The sequence below is a fragment of the Pseudomonas sp. YH-1 genome (assembly GCF_051990045.1).
Classification (GTDB): domain Bacteria; phylum Pseudomonadota; class Gammaproteobacteria; order Pseudomonadales; family Pseudomonadaceae; genus Pseudomonas; species Pseudomonas nicosulfuronedens.
In genome coordinates, this window is the sequence record NZ_CP178184.1 from 4,759,779 (window position 1) to 4,776,372 (window position 16,594).

The 16,594-nt window shown below is 66.9% G+C and carries 5 protein-coding genes; all 5 read left to right on the plus strand.

The genetic code is table 11. The annotated features are described in order from the left end of the window. Window positions 1-61: 61 nt before the first annotated feature. Genes ACKI1H_RS21780 through ACKI1H_RS21800 form a run of 5 tightly spaced genes read left to right on the plus strand, consistent with a single transcriptional unit; the run spans window position 62 to window position 16,546 of the window. Entirely contained in the window at window positions 62-10,729 is a 10,668-nt protein-coding gene (locus ACKI1H_RS21780; protein ID WP_440466285.1) for a VCBS domain-containing protein, read from the plus strand. 38 nt (window positions 10,730-10,767) lie between these two features. Next, window positions 10,768-12,345: a TolC family protein gene (locus tag ACKI1H_RS21785; RefSeq protein WP_440466286.1), complete on the plus strand. Its 1,578-nt coding sequence runs from the start codon at window positions 10,768-10,770 to the stop codon at window positions 12,343-12,345. Next, a complete protein-coding gene (locus ACKI1H_RS21790; RefSeq protein ID WP_280055870.1) occupies window positions 12,332-13,108 on the plus strand; it encodes an efflux RND transporter periplasmic adaptor subunit in 777 nt (258 codons plus the stop codon). The genes ACKI1H_RS21785 and ACKI1H_RS21790 overlap by 14 nt, the downstream gene beginning before the upstream one ends. Then, window positions 13,101-14,441: an efflux RND transporter periplasmic adaptor subunit gene (locus ACKI1H_RS21795; RefSeq protein WP_440466287.1), complete on the plus strand. Its 1,341-nt coding sequence runs from the start codon at window positions 13,101-13,103 to the stop codon at window positions 14,439-14,441. Before ACKI1H_RS21790 ends, ACKI1H_RS21795 begins: the two co-directional genes overlap by 8 nt. Window positions 14,442-14,446: 5 nt before the next feature. Continuing rightward, on the plus strand, window positions 14,447-16,546 hold the full coding sequence (locus ACKI1H_RS21800) for an HlyD family efflux transporter periplasmic adaptor subunit (protein WP_138520924.1): 2,100 nt from the start codon (window positions 14,447-14,449) through the stop codon (window positions 16,544-16,546). Window positions 16,547-16,594 lie beyond the last annotated feature (48 nt).

Here is a 16,594-nt window from a genome sequence, read left to right on the forward strand (position 1 = left end):
TCCGTAAGCAGATATGCGTAGGACTGCTTTCCTCAGGGACTCACCAGCCGGATAGACGGAAATGCAGGCCAAATATCGCTCGAAGCTCTTCCAGCCCGTCGGCCACGCTCTGGCGCTGGAGCAACGCATTCTGTTCGACGGAGCTGCTGCAGCGGCCGTCGATCAACAGCATCACGACAGTAGCGCCGACGCCAAGGACACGGCCAAACCGGCCACGGCAGTCGAAGCGCGCGCCCAGGCGGCGGCTCCCGCGCAGGCGGCCCCGCGCAACCTGGTGGTCATCGATGCGCGCCTGGAAAACCGCGACCAGCTCGCCGCCAACCTGCCGGTGGGCACCACCGCACTGGTCGTGGATGCCGGCCAGGATGCCATCGCGGCGATCAGCAACGCCCTGGCGCAACTGGGCAAGGTCGATTCCATCCAGATCTTCTCCCACGGCGCCACCGGCCAATTCACCCTCGGCAACCAGACCTTCACCAGCCAGAGCGTCGACCAACTGGGCGAGCGCCTGAGCGCCTGGCGTGGCGAACTCAACGCCGGGGCGGACATCCAGCTGTACGGCTGTGATGTGGGTGCGGGCAGTGCCGGCCAGGCACTGGTGAATGAACTGGCGCGCTGGACCGGCGCCGATGTCGGCGCCTCCAGCAACGCTACCGGCTCCACCCGCGCCGGCGGCGACTGGAACCTCGAAGTGCGCAGCGGCGACGTGGACAAGGCCATCGCCCTGAGCGCCAGCACCCTGGTGGACTTCCAGGGCCTGTTGGCGGACGCCAGCCCCACCGTGACCATGGGTAGCGGCGGCGCCGCCGTGCGCCTGGGCGATACCTTCACCTTCGATGTGATCTTCAGCAACCCGTCCACCCAGGTCGGCTACGCCCCCTACATCGACCTGTTCATGCCCGCGACCGGCCGCGACGGCAACGACGGCGCCACCTTCATCTCCGCCACCTACCTGGGCCAGACGGTGACCCCCATCGTCCTGACCTTCGGCGCCGACGGCACTGTCGCCCACCCGTTCGCCAAGGACGCCAATGGCAACGCCCTGGTGATCAATGCCGCCAGCGTCGGCATGAAGCCGGGCGACCAGATGATCGTCCTGCAACTGCCCTACGGCAGCGTCACCAACGGCCAGCCGGGCATCGACATCCAGATCACCGCGCAATTGAGCAACCTGGCCGACACCACTTATTCCGACGGTGCGCCCAACCTCACCATCAATGCCCGGGGCGGCTTCGAGTACGGCAACGATTCACTGAACAACCCGACCCAGGACCCCTCGCTGGTGGAGTCCGCACTGCACAGCTTCGTGGTGACCCCGACCCTGCTGTCGGTCACCCAGACGGTCAACATGCCCGAGGGCGAGACCGTCACCGGGCCGAACTTCACCCGCACCCAGACGGTGACGGTGACCCCGGCCACCGGCCAGACCCTGACCAACGTCAGCGTCACCCAGACCGTGCCCGACCAGGTGCATGTCAGCCAGATCACCCCCGGCGCCGGCGGCACGCTGGAATCGGTCACCCTGCACGACGGCACCGTGCTGACCGACCCGACGCAGATCGCCGATGCGCTGGCCAACCCCAATGCGTTCATCTCCAGCTACACCGTCCATTACGACACCCTGAGCAGCGCCAGCACCACCCAGGTCAGCTTCTATGTGCCGGAGATCGACGCCAATGGCCGCCCGGTCATCGACCCGGCCACCGGCAACCCGGTCACCATCAACTTCGGTACCGCCACCGTCAACGGCGACTGGAACCCGCTGGACACGCGCGACCGCCCCACCGACCCGGACGGCTATCCGTTCACCGAGACCGGCAACGGACAGGGCGTAACCTTCGTCGCCAAGTCCATCACCCTGCTCAAGCAGGTGAACATCCAGAACGACATCGGCAGCGTCGGCCTGACGCCCGGCGACACCCTGCGCTACAACATGGAAGTGGCCATCTCCGACTTCTTCGCCTTCGGCAAGAACATCCTCGGCCAGGGCACCTTCACCATCACCGACCAGCTCAGCGACGGCCAGACCTTCAGCGCGCTCAACCCGCCGACCATCGTCATCCAGCAGCACGGCGGCAGCCAGGTCATTCCGCTGATCTATACCGCCACGCAGAACGCCGACGGCAGCACCACCCTGGTCTTCGATATCGCCGCGTCGATTGCCGCCGCTGTCCAGGGACCGGGGGTCTATGCCCTGTACGGTGATCTGTGGGACGACGATCCGCAGGAAGGCGCTACGACCCTGACCATCGTCTACGACGCCATAGTCGATCTCACCTACACCTCCGACCACCCGCCCCATGACCAGCTCAACGAGGGCGACAGCGTCGGCAACAATGCACTGGTGGACGCCACCGTGCTGCGCGACTCGGTGAACATCGGTGGCGAACAGACCGACGGTTCCAGCACCACCAGCACCATCCAGACGTCCACGGTCGATATCGCACTGACCACCGTCAACGGCGGCGCGCCGCCCTCCAACGGCGAGCTGCGCCCCGGCGACGTGGTGACCTTCACCATCACCTATGACCTGCTGGTGGCGGACTACGAGAACTTCACCCTCACCGCCTACCTGCCGTTGCCGCTGCTGGATGCCACCGGCATCAACTGGTCGCAGGGCACCGGCGTCGGGCAATGGCTGATCACCGCCGGCAACACCATCGCCGACGTGCCCGACAGCGTTACCACCGGCCCGGGCAACTCGATCATCTTCAACTTCGGCAACTTCGCTTCCGGCGGCCTCAACGGTGGCCGGGTGCAGGTGCAGTTCACCATGCGCGTGGGCGACCAGCCCTTCGCCGACCAGCGCGAACTGGACGTGCTGGCGCAATCCAGCCAGACCACCACCATCGACAAGACCGTGCTGACGTCCTCGGACGTGGCGGTCATCGAATCGGTCGCCGAGCCGGTGCTGGACATCAAGCACGGAGTGGTTTCCAGCACCAACGGCACGATCACCGGCATCTCCGGCAACACCAGTTGGTCGGCGCCCGGCACCACCGGCGTCCCCTTCAGCGGCGATGTCCCCACCCTTGCCTCGGTCGACGGCAACATCGGCGGCATCGACGGCGGCGATACCCTGCGCCTGGCCACCGCGATCAAGAACAGCGGTGGCGGCGGCGCCTACGACGTCACCACCAGCATCACCCTGCCGGGCGGCGTCGCCTTCGTCGGTGGCAGCCTGGGCGCGGCCAACCTGCAGATCTACCGCGGTGATGGCACAGCGCTGACTATCAATGTGGACTACACCGTCAACGGCAACACCATCACCTTCCTCGACGCCAACGGCCAGGCGACCTTCCTCGCTGGCCGCGTCAACGCCGCCGACGGCAACGACGCCGCCGGGCGCAACCTGGTGGTGATCACCTACGACGTCACGGTGAACAACGCCATCCTCGCTTCCAGCACCCTGCAGAGCAGCGCCGCGCTGACCAACTACGCCAGCGTCAACGGCGGCCAGGACTTCACCCCCACCGACCTGGTGGAGGTGGCCAACCAGCAGGTCGCCGCGCCGAGCATCACCAAGGTCTACAAGGACGGCAGCCTCAGCACCGACGACTCCAGCGCCGGCCACACCAGTGGCAGCAACCTGGTGATCGGCGAGAGCATGACCTACGACATCGTCATCACGCTGCCCGAGGGCTTCACCGGCAGCCTGCGCATCAATGACCTGATTCCGCCAGGCCTGCGCCTGGACACCAGCTTCAACAGCGGCCTGGGCTACCAGCTCATCACCACCACCTTCGCCAATGGCGGCAGCGGCGCCCTGGCACTCGATTTCGCCGGCGTCCTGGGCTCGATCACCCGTACTGCCGACGGTAGCGATGGCGGTGATCTGCGCCTGGTCTTCAGCAGCGCCAGCGCCTCGGCCGACAACCTCACCGGCAACAACAGCTTCGTCATCCGCCTGGTGCTGGTCGCCAGCAACGTCATCGGCAACCAGCAGGGCGTGGTGCTGAACAATGGCGCCGAACTGGTCTACAGCGACCCCGACGGCGACACGCCCAACGGTGCCACCGCCATCGACCGCACCCTGACCAGCGGCCAGCAGCCGAGCGTGACCATCGTCGAGCCAACGCTGACAGTGACCCAGCGGCTGACCACCGACCCGGCGTTCGGCGGCTTCGGCGAGAATGCGCCGATCTCCTGGGACATCACCATCAGCAACACCGGCGGCATCGATGCCTTCGACCTGAGCTTCCTCGATACCCTGCCGGTCCAGATCAGCAACTACACCATCACCAACATCAGCGGCGCCGCCGCGGGCAGCTTCGCCATCGTCAACGGCGTCCTGCAGACCGTCGGCAACGTGGACCTGTCGGCGGGCGGCAACATCGTCATCAGCCTGTCCGGGGTGGTCAACAGCCAGGTCGGTACCGTACCGGTCATGCGCAACATCGCCGCCGTGCAGTGGACCAGCCTGGACGGCCCCGATAGCGGCGAGCGCACCGGCGTCGACGGCATCCTCAACAGTGACGTGCTCAACGATTACAACATCGACAACACCCTGCTGATCCCGGTCTCCAACCAGATCCTCGTTTCCCGCGTCGGCGGCATGCCGGATACCCCGCCGGCCACCAATGCCAGCGGCGCGATCGATACCTCGGCCCCCGTCGAGACGGTCGCGGTTGGCGAGGTGATCCGTTACCGCGTAGCCGTGCAGATTGCCTCCAGCGGCACCGGCAACCTCAACTACCAGATCGTCATCGACCTGGCGCCCGGCCTGGAATTCCTTGCCGCCGACCTCAACGAAGTGCTCATCGCCTTCATTTCCTCCACGCAAGGCGGCCTCAACAGCAGCAACCCGTTGCTGGACGCGAACACAGTGGCCGGCCTGTGGATCCAGGGCAACCAGCTCAGTGGCGTGGCCCAGCCGATCGACCCCAATGTGCCGGTCGACCCGTCCAACCCCGGCGCCTGGCCCGGCCCGACCGTGGTACTGAACTCCTCCCTGTACTCCATCGCCCAGACCGGAGGCATCAACAATGGCCAGCGGATCACCATCAGCCTGGGCAACCTGACCAACACCGAGCAGTTGCCAGGCGATAGCGACATCGAGGGTGTGGTCATCGACTTCAACGTACGGGTGCGCAATACCGTCGGCAACCAGGCCGGCACCCAGTTGGGCATGCAGGTCAGCGAATACGTCGACAACATTAGCGAACCCCGTGGGCAGAGCGGGATTCTCTACGAAACCGTCGTCGAACCGGGCTTCACCGACCCGACCAAATCGGTGATCGACCTGACACTGAATGCCGGCAATACCACCGACGCGACCCTGGAAGTGAGCTTCCAGCAGAACGGCAACGTGCCGGCCTACGATGTCCACCTGCAGGACAAGCTGCCAGGCGGCAGCAACTACCAGTTCGTCAGCGTCACCCTCACCGATGCCGGTGGCACCAGCGTCACCTACACGCTCACCGATTTTCTCCCCGGCGGTGCGGCAACCCTGGCCGGGTTGGCCCTTACCATCGATGCGGACCCGGCCGTCGGCATCGGCCTGGACATCGCCAAGCTCGACGTCGGTGACAAGGTCAGCTTCCGCTACAGCGTCACCGTGCCGGACAACCCCATCGCCAACAACGCCGCCAGCTCCGCGGTGCTGACCTGGACCAGCCTGCCGCAGAGCTTCACCAGCTGGGGCGGCTCGGCGGTCGGCGCGGCCGGCAGCGCCACTGGCGAGCGCACCGGGCAGGACGGGCCGGGCGCGGATAATACGGTGCTGAACAACTACATGAAGAGCGTCGGCATCGCCTTCGGCGTGGTGCGCGGCACCCTGTGGGACGACACGGCCTCGGCCACCAGCAGCAGCACCCCCGACGGAACAGGTCTGGCCGGGCAGACCGTCACCCTGACCTGGGCCGGTGCGGACGGCCTGTTCGGTACCGGCGACGACGCGCAGCTGGCAACCACCACCACCGATACCAACGGCCAGTATGTCTTCAGCATCCTGCCGACCGGCCTGTACCGGGTCGACGTTGCGGCGCAGGTCAGCAACCCGGTGGCGGGTGATCCGGGCAACACCCTCAATGTACGGATCGACACCGACGGCGCCGGCAATACCTTCAACCGGGTGGAGCTGACCCTCGATGGCGGCACCGCCAGCGACGGCCCCACTGCTCAGGCGAACTTCGGCTACGTGCACCTCAACGAGGCGCCGATCAACACCGTCTCCGACCAGCATGGGCAGGAAGACACCGTGCTGCACATCGGCGGCTTGGCGATCAGCGACGTGGACGCGGGCAACGGCGAGCTCACCGTCACCCTCTCGGTGCTCCACGGCGTGCTCTGGACCAGTGCCACCACCCCGGCGCCCGACGCGACCCCGCCCGCCGGCGCCAGCAACACCCTGGTGCTGCGTGGCACCCTCGCGCAGATCAACGCGCTGCTCACCCAGCTCTATTACAAGGGCAACCAGGACTTCAACACCTTCCGCGACGCCGAGACGCTGACCATGGTCACCAATGACCAGGGCAACTTCGGCGACCACCCCACGACCGGGGACGGAACACCCGGGCAGAATCCGGCCGACGCCCTGAGCGATACCGACCAGATGAACATCATCATCGACCCGGTCAATGACGCGCCCGTGGCCCATCCGGACGTTGCCATCGCCGTCGAGGCCGGCGGCAACCTCAACGCAGACCCCGGGGTCAACCCCACCGGCAACGTGCTGGACAACGACACCGACGTCGACATCGCCACCAATGATGATGTGCTGCGCGTGACCCGCCTGGAAAACGCCGCCGGCGCTGGCGTCAACGTCCCGAACGATGGCACCGTCGTCAGCCTCGCCGGCCGCTACGGCACGCTGTACATCACCGCCAATGGCGGTTACCAGTACGTGGTCGACAACAACAACGCAGCCGTCCAGGCCCTGCGCACCGGCACCGACATGCTGCGCGACTCCTTCGGCTACTACATCGCCGACCTCGGCAATCTCGCCAGTTCGGCTGCCTTCACCGTCGATATCCACGGCGCCAACGACACCCCGATCGGCGTTCCCGACTTCGGCACCGCCATCGAGGCCGGCGGCACCAACAACGGCACGCCAGGCCAGGATGCGACCGGCAACGTGCTCACCGGGGTCCCTGTCACCGGCGCTGGCGCCGACACCGACGTCGACTCGGTAGCACTGGGCGAGACCAAGTCGGTCACCCTGGCACGCTACGACGGGCCCGGTGGCGGCCGCATCTTCCCGGTCGCCACCGGAGCACCCGCCGTCCTGCAAACGGCGTTCGGCACCCTGACCATCAACGCCGACGGCTCCTACCGCTATGTGATCGATAACAGCAACGCGGCGGTACAGGCCCTCTCGCCGAACGAAACGATCACCGAGAACTTCACCTACCAGGTCACCGACAAGGGCGGCCTGAGCGCGCTGACCACCCTGACCATCACCATCCAGGGTGCCAACGATGCCCCGGTGGCGGCAGACGACCACAACACCGTCACCGCCGGTGCCAGTGACAACAGCCCACCAGCGACCAGTGCCACCGGCAACGTCATCACGGGCACCCCTGGCACCGGCGTGGATACCGATGTCGACAACGCCGACAAGCCCAACGCCGACAAGCTCCGGGTCGACGGCGTGCGTTCGGGCCTGGAAACCGCTGGCGGCAGCCTCACCACCGTCGCCGGCATCACCGGCATTACCGGCACGGTTGCACGGCTGGCCAACGGCACGCTCATCAGCGGCGACTTCGGCCGGCTCGTCATCGGCGTGGATGGCGCCTACCTCTTCGTGGTCAACAGTTCCGACCCGGCCATCCGCGCCCTGGCCGCCAACCAGAGCCTGGACGTGATCTTCACCTACCGCATCCACGACAGCGGCGGCCTGACCGACCAGGCGCAGTTGGTGATCACCGTGACCGGGGTGAACGACCCGCCGCAGGTCAACGCGGTCAACGTCGACGCCATTGAGGCCGGTGGGCTCATCAACGGCACTCCGGGACTGGACCCCAGCGGCAGCATCCGCTCGTCCTACACCGATCCGGACGGCGATACCCTCACCATCACCGGCATCGCCACTGCCGGCGGTACCGCCGGCACCGTCGGGCAAAGCCTGACGGGCCTCTATGGCAGCCTGGTGCTGGATGCCCAGGGCAACTACCGCTACGTGGTGAACAACAACAACCCGCTGGTGGAGGCCCTGCGTACCAACCAGCAAACCCTCAGCGATGTATTCCAGTACAGCGTCAGCGACGGCAATGGCAAGACCGTGACGGCCAGCTTCACCGTGGTGATCCATGGCCGCGATGACACGCCGATCGCCAATGACGACACGCGCACCGCCATCGAGGCCGGGGGCACCAACAATGGTACCCCCGGCGCTCCGGCCAGCGGCAATGTGCTGGACAACGATACCGACGTGGACAGTGTCCCCAACGGCGAAACCAAAGTGGTCGACGCCCTCCGCGCCGGCACCAAGGCTGCCGGCGGAACCCTGATCGACCTCACTGCCAGCGGCGGCGTCATCGCCGGCAGCTACGGCACCCTGACCCTCAACGCCAACGGCACCTATACCTACGTGGTGAACGACAGTCTCGCCGCCGTGCAGGCGCTCAAGCTCGGCGACAGCCTGGTGGAATCCTTCACCTACCGCATGCACGACACCGACGGCGCCAGCTCCATCGCGCAGCTGACCATCACCATCGAAGGGCGCTATGACGCCCCGGTGGCCAACGACGACATCAACTACGCCGTGGCCAACCTCGACGGCAGTGGCGGTCGCAACCCCACCGGCAACGTGATCACCGGCCTGACCGGGATCTTCGACGGTATCGGCAAAGACACCGATGTCGATGCCGGCGACCACCTGCGCGTCACCACCATCGCCAAAGGCCCGGAAGGTGCCCAGGTGAACACCGTGCCGGTGGTATCGGGCAGCCCGCAGACCATCCAGGGCGCCTTCGGTACCCTGGTGATCAACGCCGACGGCAGCTACCAGTACTTCGTCGACAGCACCAACCCGGACATCATCTCCCTCGGCCCGCTGGCCTTCGCCATCGAATCCTTCACCTACCAGGTGACCGACGACGGCAACCTCAACGACCACGCGACCCTGATCATCCTCATCCGTGGCCGCAACGAACCGCCGGTCACCGAACCGGACTTCGGCACCGCCGTGGAGGACGGTGGCCTGCACAACAACGTGCCGGGCAGCAATCCATCGGGCAATGTGCTGGCCAACGACACCGACCCGGACACCATCACCACGATCCCGCAGGACGTGATGCACGTGGTCTCCTTCTGGGCTGGTGACAGCCCGACGTCGACCAGCGTCACCGCTCCCGGCCAGACGCTGCGCGGCCAGTACGGCACGCTGACGCTCAACCAGGACGGCAGCTGGAGCTACGCCCTGGACAACACCCTGCCGGAAGTCGAAGCCCTGCGTGCCAGCGGGCAGACCCTGCAGGACAAGTTCACCTACCTGGGCGCGGACATCTGGGGTGGCGCCACGCCCGGCCTGCTGACCATCACCATCGACGGCCGTAACGACACGCCGATTGCCAGCGATGACGTTGCCACCGCCGTGGAAGCGGGTGGCGTCAACAACAGCACCCCGGGCGTCGACCCGCGCGGCAACGTGCTGGACAACGACACCGATGTCGACGGCGTGCAGTACGGCGAGACCAAGACGGTCGTCTACTACACCAACCAGAACGGCACATCGGCCAACGCCGGCAACGTGCTGCAAGGCCTCTACGGCAAGCTGCTGATCAACGCCGACGGCAGCTTCGAGTACCTGGTGGACAACGCCAATCCCACCGTGCAGGCGCTGCGCACCGCCGGGCAAACGCTGACGGAAGTCTTCGGCTATCGCATGCGCGATACCGCCGGAGCAACCTCCGATGCACGCCTGACCGTGACTATCCAGGGCGCCGACGACAACCCGGTCGCCCGCGACGACAGCAACTTCGCCAGCGACGAGACCCCGGCGCCACAAGCCACGGGCAACGTGCTGCCTAACGACAGCGACGTGGACGGCGGTGATTCCATCAGCGTGACCGGCATCCGCACCGGGCAGGAAAACGGCAGCGGCACCGCCGGGGTCGTCGGCCAGCCCATCGCCGGGCGCTACGGCACCCTCGTGCTCAACGCAGACGGCAGCTACATCTACACCATCGACCAGAGCAACCGCGAAGTACTGGCCGCCGCCGGGCTGGGGCAGATCCTCAAGGACTACTTCACCTACACCATCAGCGACCTGGTTGGCCTCACCGACCAGGCGCAATTGACCATCACCCTGGATATCGCCACTCCGTACATCCCGCCGGGACCACACTTCGACCGCTTCGGCGACGATGGTTATCCGCGCGACCGTATACCCGACGTCGACCCGGCGATCTTCGTACAGCCGGTGGTCGAGCGCGTCGACGAGCGACTGTCCCTCTCCGGCTGGGGCGCCGACGGCAGCAATGTCGAGTTCTTCGCCACCCCGGAGATCGATAGCCCGTCGCTGGGCAATCAATTGGGACAGGTGAAGGGCCAGTTCGTCGCCCGCGCCGTGGCCGAAAGTCGACGCGCCAGCGACCTGGACAAGAACTGGGTGGACGGTCGCCACGGCGTGATCAGCCTCAGCGCCGACGGGTTGCTGCCCGACCCGTCCATCTGGGCGCCCTTCCCCGCCGATATGGTCGGCCAGCCGGACAAGGCCGCGCAGACCGCACCGGGCTTCCGCGCCCAGCTGCGCGAAGCAGCCCAGCGTCGGAGCGGCGGCCAATGAGGAACAAGCGATTAATTCGAATCGATCAAGGACAGAACATGCCCGCCTACGCACTGAAATGCCTGAGCGCAACCATCACCCTGAGCATTCTCCTCAGCGCCTGCTCGGCCTTCGAGCCCAAGCCTTACACCGAGGAGGAGATGCGCCAGCGGGTGATCGAAGACCAGGCGCGGATGTACAAGGAGCAGGAGCCGGTCAACGGACCGATCACCTTCTACGAAGCCTCGGCGCGTGCGTTGAAGTACAACCTCGACTACCGCCTCAAGTTGCTGGAAAGCGCGCTGGCCTCCGACCTGCGTGACGTCACCAGCCACGAGATGCTGCCGCGTGTGGTCGCCTCCGCCGGCTACGCCGGGCGCAACAACGACTCGGGCGGCACCTCCATCGGTATCGAGGATCGTCAGGTCAGCTTGCGGCCGTCCACCTCGGAAGAACGCTACCGCCAGCTCTACAGCCTCGGGCTGTCCTGGAGCCTGCTGGACTTCGGCGTCGCCTATTACCGCACGCAGCAGAAGAACGACCAGATGCTGATGGCCGAGGAGCGCCGCGAGAAGGTCGCGCAGAACGTCCTGCAGGACGTTCGCAACGCCTACTGGCGCGCGCTGGGCGCCCAGCGCCTGTTGCCGGAAGTGGACGGCCTGCTGATGCGCACCCACCGCGCCCTGACCTCCGCCCGCGAGGCCGAAGGCAAGGGCCTGCTGCCGCGCCAGGACATCCTCGCCTACCAGCGCGCCCTGCTCGACTCGGTGTACATGCTCACCGTACGCCGCCAGGACCTGGAGTTCGCCCGCGCCGAGCTGGCCGCGCTGATGTCGTTGCCGCCGAACACCAAGATGGTCCTGGCCGACATCGGCGAGCAACCGCTGCCGCTGGTCACCAACAATATCGACCAACTCGAGCGCCTGTCGCTGGAACGCCGCCCGGAAATCATGGAGGAGTGGTATCGCAAGCGCGTCGACATGAACGACCTGAAGATCGCCAAGGCCCAGCTGTGGCCCAACGTGAGCTTCAACTACGGCTACGAGTACGACTCCAACAAGTACCTGTACAACAACGACTGGAACCAGACCGGCATCAACGTCTCGATGAACCTGCTGCGCCTGGCCCAGTACCCGGACATCAAGGCAGCCGAAGCCAGCCAGGAAAAGACCGACGACATGCGCCGCACCGCGCTGTCCATGGCCATCCTCACCCAGGTCCGCGTCGGCCTGCTGCGCTACCAGCTGGCCAGGCAGGAAGTGGAGTTCGCCGACGAGAGCCTGCGCGTCGACCAGAGCCTGCTCAGCTACGCCCAGTCCGCCCGTGGCGCCGCCCTGGGCAGCGAACTGGAGCTGATCCGCGCCGAAGGCCGCTACCTGCTCTCGCGTTACCAGCGCGAAGCCGCCTACTCCGACGCCCAGGCCGCCTGGGGCCGGTTGTACAACTCGGTGGGCTTCGAGGTGATGCCCAAGGAAATCGAGAACCACGACGTGAAGACCCTCGCGCGGGAAATCCAGCGCACGCTGGAGCAGCAGACCAGCACCAACCTGCTCGCCAGCAGCGGCCCGACGACCGCTAAACCGACCGCCGGGCAAGCATCCGCAGGGCAGAAGGAAATCGCCAATGCCGCGCAGTAAGTCGTACCTGCTCCTCCCTCTGTACCTGATGTTGCTCCAGCCGGCGCTGGCCGACGACAGCACCGGCGCCCTGCCGCCGCTACCTGACAACCAGGACCCCGGCGCCATTCGCGTGCTGCTGGTATCCAACCTGGAAACCACCCTCTCCGCCCAGATGAACGGCACCCTCGGCGCGCTCAAGGCAAGCCTCGGCGACAAGGTCGCCAAGGACGCCGAGCTGGCCCAGCTCAACTGCGTGGAAGTCAACGCCCGCGCCAAGGTCGCCGCCGCCGAACTGAACATGGCCCGCTCCAACCTCGCCGCCAAACAGAACCTGCGCAAGCTCGATGCCGTGGGAGACCTCGAAGTCGCCATGGCCAACACCGAGGTACAGAAGGCCGACGGCGCACTCACCCTGGCCCGCGCCCAGGCCGGCTACTGCCTGGTCGACGCGCCCTTCTCCGGTCGCATCGCCAAGGTCTACGTCAAGCCGTACCAGACGGTGACGGCCGGCACTCCGCTGTTCGACCTGGTCAGCGACGGCGCCCTCAAGGTGCGCCTCAACGTGCCCTCTTCCATGCTGCCCAGCCTGCGCCCGGACATGCCACTTGAGGTGGACATCCACGAAACCGGCAAGCAATACCCCGCCAAGGTCAGCGTGATCAACGCGCGGGTTGACGCCGTGGCGCAGACCGTGGAGCTGGAGGCAAAGCTGGACGCCAGCTATCCCGAACTGATCGCCGGCATGAGCGGGGTCGCACGCTTCCCCGAAAGCCATGAGTGAGCTGCTGCCGCCACCCCAGCTGCTGCTGAGCCTGGCCAATGTGCGCGACAAGGCGCTGACGGCCGACTCCCTCGGCGGCCTCGCCTTCAGCATCGCCAACGACCTGTTCCCGCTGCTGCGCTTCCACCAGGCGCTGGTGTTCGCCTGCCATGAATCGCGCAACGAGCTGCTGGCGGTGTCGGGACTGGCCAAGCCGACGGAGGACTCGCCCTATCTGGTCTGGCTGGAACGCGCCAGCCGCTGGGTCGCCGGGAAGATGCCCGACGCCACGCCCACCTGGCTGGCCCGCGATACCATCGAACCGCCTGCCGACATCGCCGAGGGCTGGAGCGAATGGTGGCCCGCCGGGCTCTGGTGCGTACCGCTGCACGATCGCGCGGGCAAGCGCCTGGGGCTGGTACTGTTTCTCCTCGACGAACCGCCGGCGCGCAATCTGCAACCGCTGCTGCAGGGCATCTGGCAGACCTGGGCGCACGCCTGGGCAGCGTTCGGGCCACGTACCCGCCTGCGCTTCTGGCGACCGAGCAAGCGCCAGGTGCTGATCGGTGTGATCGCGCTGGCCGCGCTGCTGCTGATCCCGGTGCGGCAGACCGCCCTGGCGCCGGCGGAAGTCGTCTCGCGCAACGCCCAGGTGATCAGCTCGCCGATCGACGGGGTGATCGTCAAGATGCTGGTCCGTCCCAACCAGAGCGTGGAAGTCGGCACGCCGCTCTTCGAACTGGACGAGACCACTCTGCGCAGCCGCGCCGACGTGCTGGCCAAGGAAGTCGCCGTGGCCGACGCCGAGCTCATGGCGGCCAGCCAGCGCGCCTTCGACAATCCACAGAGCAAGAGTGAGTTGACGGTGCTCGACGGCCGTGCCCGTCAGCGCCGCGCCGAACTGGCCGCCGTGCAGGCGCAACTGGCGCGCACCCGCGTGCTTGCGCCGCGCGCCGGCGTTGCCGTGTACAGCGACCCCAACGACTGGCTGGGCAAGCCGGTGGTGACCGGCGAACGCATCCTGCAGATCGCCGACCCGAAGGCACCGGGCATGCGCATCCAGCTACCGGTGGCCGATGCCATCGCGCTGGAGCCGGGGGCGAAAGTGGCGCTGTTCCTCACCGCCTACCCACTGGACCCGCTGCATGGGGAAATCCTCGACACCAGCTACCAGGCCAAGCCCAGTGATGAAGGCGTGGCTTCCTACCGTCTGCTCGCCAGCGTACAGGACGCACCGCCCCATGCCCGGCTCGGCCTGCATGGCACCGCCAAGCTCTACGGTGAGCGCGTCGTGCTCGGCTACTACCTGCTGCGCCGCCCGCTGGCATCCCTGCGCGCCTGGACCGGCTGGTAACGGCGATGGACATTGCCGCCGAAGACCTGCCCACCCCGCCACTGCGGGACGACCTGCGCCTGGACGAAGCTGCCCCTGGCCCGGACGGCGAGCCGGTCTGGGTGATCCACGACAGCGTGCTCAATCGCTTCTACCGCATCGGCTGGCTGGAGTTCGAATGCCTGCTGCGCTGGGAGCAGACGCCCCGGCAGATCAGCGAGCAGATCGCCGAGCAGACTGCCCTCAAGCCCGAGGCCGAGCAGGTGCTGGGCTTTCGCCAGTTCCTCGAACAGCACCAGCTGTTGCGTCCCGGCCCCGAGGCGCTGGCGCGGCTGGCCGCCCGTAGTGAAGGCAAGCAGTGGACGACCTGGAACTGGTGGCTGCACCACTACCTGTTCTTCCGCATTCCGCTGCTCCGCCCGCAGCGTTTCCTGCGCGCCATCGCCGGCAGCCTCGACTGGCTGTTCAATCGCTACGTGGCCATGCTGGTGCTGCTACTGAGCCTGGCCGGCATCGTCCTGGTAACCCACCAATGGGACACCTTCACCCATGACGTCGTGGAATCCTTCTCTCTCGAAGGTCTGCTGAGCTTCGCCGCCGCGCTGGTGGTGGCCAAGACATTCCACGAGCTGGGCCACGCGCTGGTGGCCACGCGGCTGGGGCTGAAGGTCGCGCACATGGGCATCGCCTTCGTGGTGATGTGGCCGATGCTCTACACCGACACCGGCGAGAGCTGGAAGCTGCGCAGCAACCGCCAGCGCCTGGCCATCGCCAGCGCCGGGATCATCACCGAACTGGGCCTGGCCGGGCTGTCGACGCTGGGCTGGGCGCTGGCCGATCCCGGCCCGTTCCGCAACGGGCTGCTGTACCTGGCGACGACCAGTTGGGCGTTGTCGCTGGCCTTGAATGCCAGCCCTTTCATGCGCTTCGACGGCTACTTCATCTTCTCCGACCTGCTGGACTTCCCCAACCTGCACGAGCGCGCCGGCGCCCTCGCGCGGACCACGCTGAGGCGCAACCTGCTGGGGCTGGAGGAGCCCTGGCCAGAGCACTTCCCCACCAGCAAGCGCCGGGCGCTGGTGGCCTTCGCCTTCGGCACCTGGGTCTACCGCCTGCTGCTGTTCCTCGGCATCGCCGTGGCGGTCTACTACTTCTTCTTCAAACTGCTGGGAATCTTCCTGTTCGCCGTGGAAATCAGCTGGTTCATCGTTCAGCCCGTGTGGCGTGAACTCAAGGTCTGGTGGCAGCGCCGCGCGGAAGTGAAGCCGCGGCGCAAGCTGGTGTTCTTCGCGGCACTGGTCGCCGTGCTCCTGCTGCTCGCCATCCCCTGGCGCACCCAGGTGCACGCCATGGGCGTGGCTCGCGCGGCGCAGCAGCTGCACGTCTACGCGCCCTTCCCCGCGCTGCTGCGCGACCTGCGCCCGGGCGGCGAAGTCGGCAAGGGTGAAACCCTGGCCGTGATGGAAGAACCCGATATCGCCGCCAAGGTCGCCGGCAGCGAGGCGAGCATCCGCGGCTACCAGGGACGGCTGGCCGGCATGCTCGCCGACCCGTCCGGGCTCTCCGAGGAGGCCGTCACCCGCCAGCGGCTGGGCGTGGAGTACCAGCAGGCTCGCGCCGCCCGCAACGAGATGGCGAGGCTGAACCTGCAGGCACCCTTCGCCGGCCGCTGGATGGACGTCAACCCGGACTGGAAGCCCGGCCAGTGGATCAACACCCGCGAGCCCATCGGCGTACTGGTGGACCCGCAGCACTGGCTGGTGGATGCCTACGTCAAGCAGGACGAAGTGCAACGCCTCACCGATGGCGGCCATGTGCGCTTCTACCCCGAAGGTGTGCCGCGCCCCATCGAGGGCCAAGTGGTGCTGATCGGCACCACGCGCATCAGCCAGCTGGAGCAACCGATGCTCGCCTCGCGCTACGGCGGCCCGCTGAACGTCAATCCTCAGGGCGAAGCGCTGGTGCCCAATCCGGCGCTGTTCCATGTGCTGGTGAAGCTCGACGCAGCGCCGCCGGGCTTGCACGAGACCCGTGGCCACCTGCAGATCGAAGGCGCCCGGCGCAGCTGGCTGGGCGAAGGTTTTACCCGCCTGCTGGCTGTCGCCCTGCGCGAGAGTGGCTTCTAGCGCCGCTATAAGCCGGCCCTGCCGCGATCCGCAGGCAGGGCTGGCGCG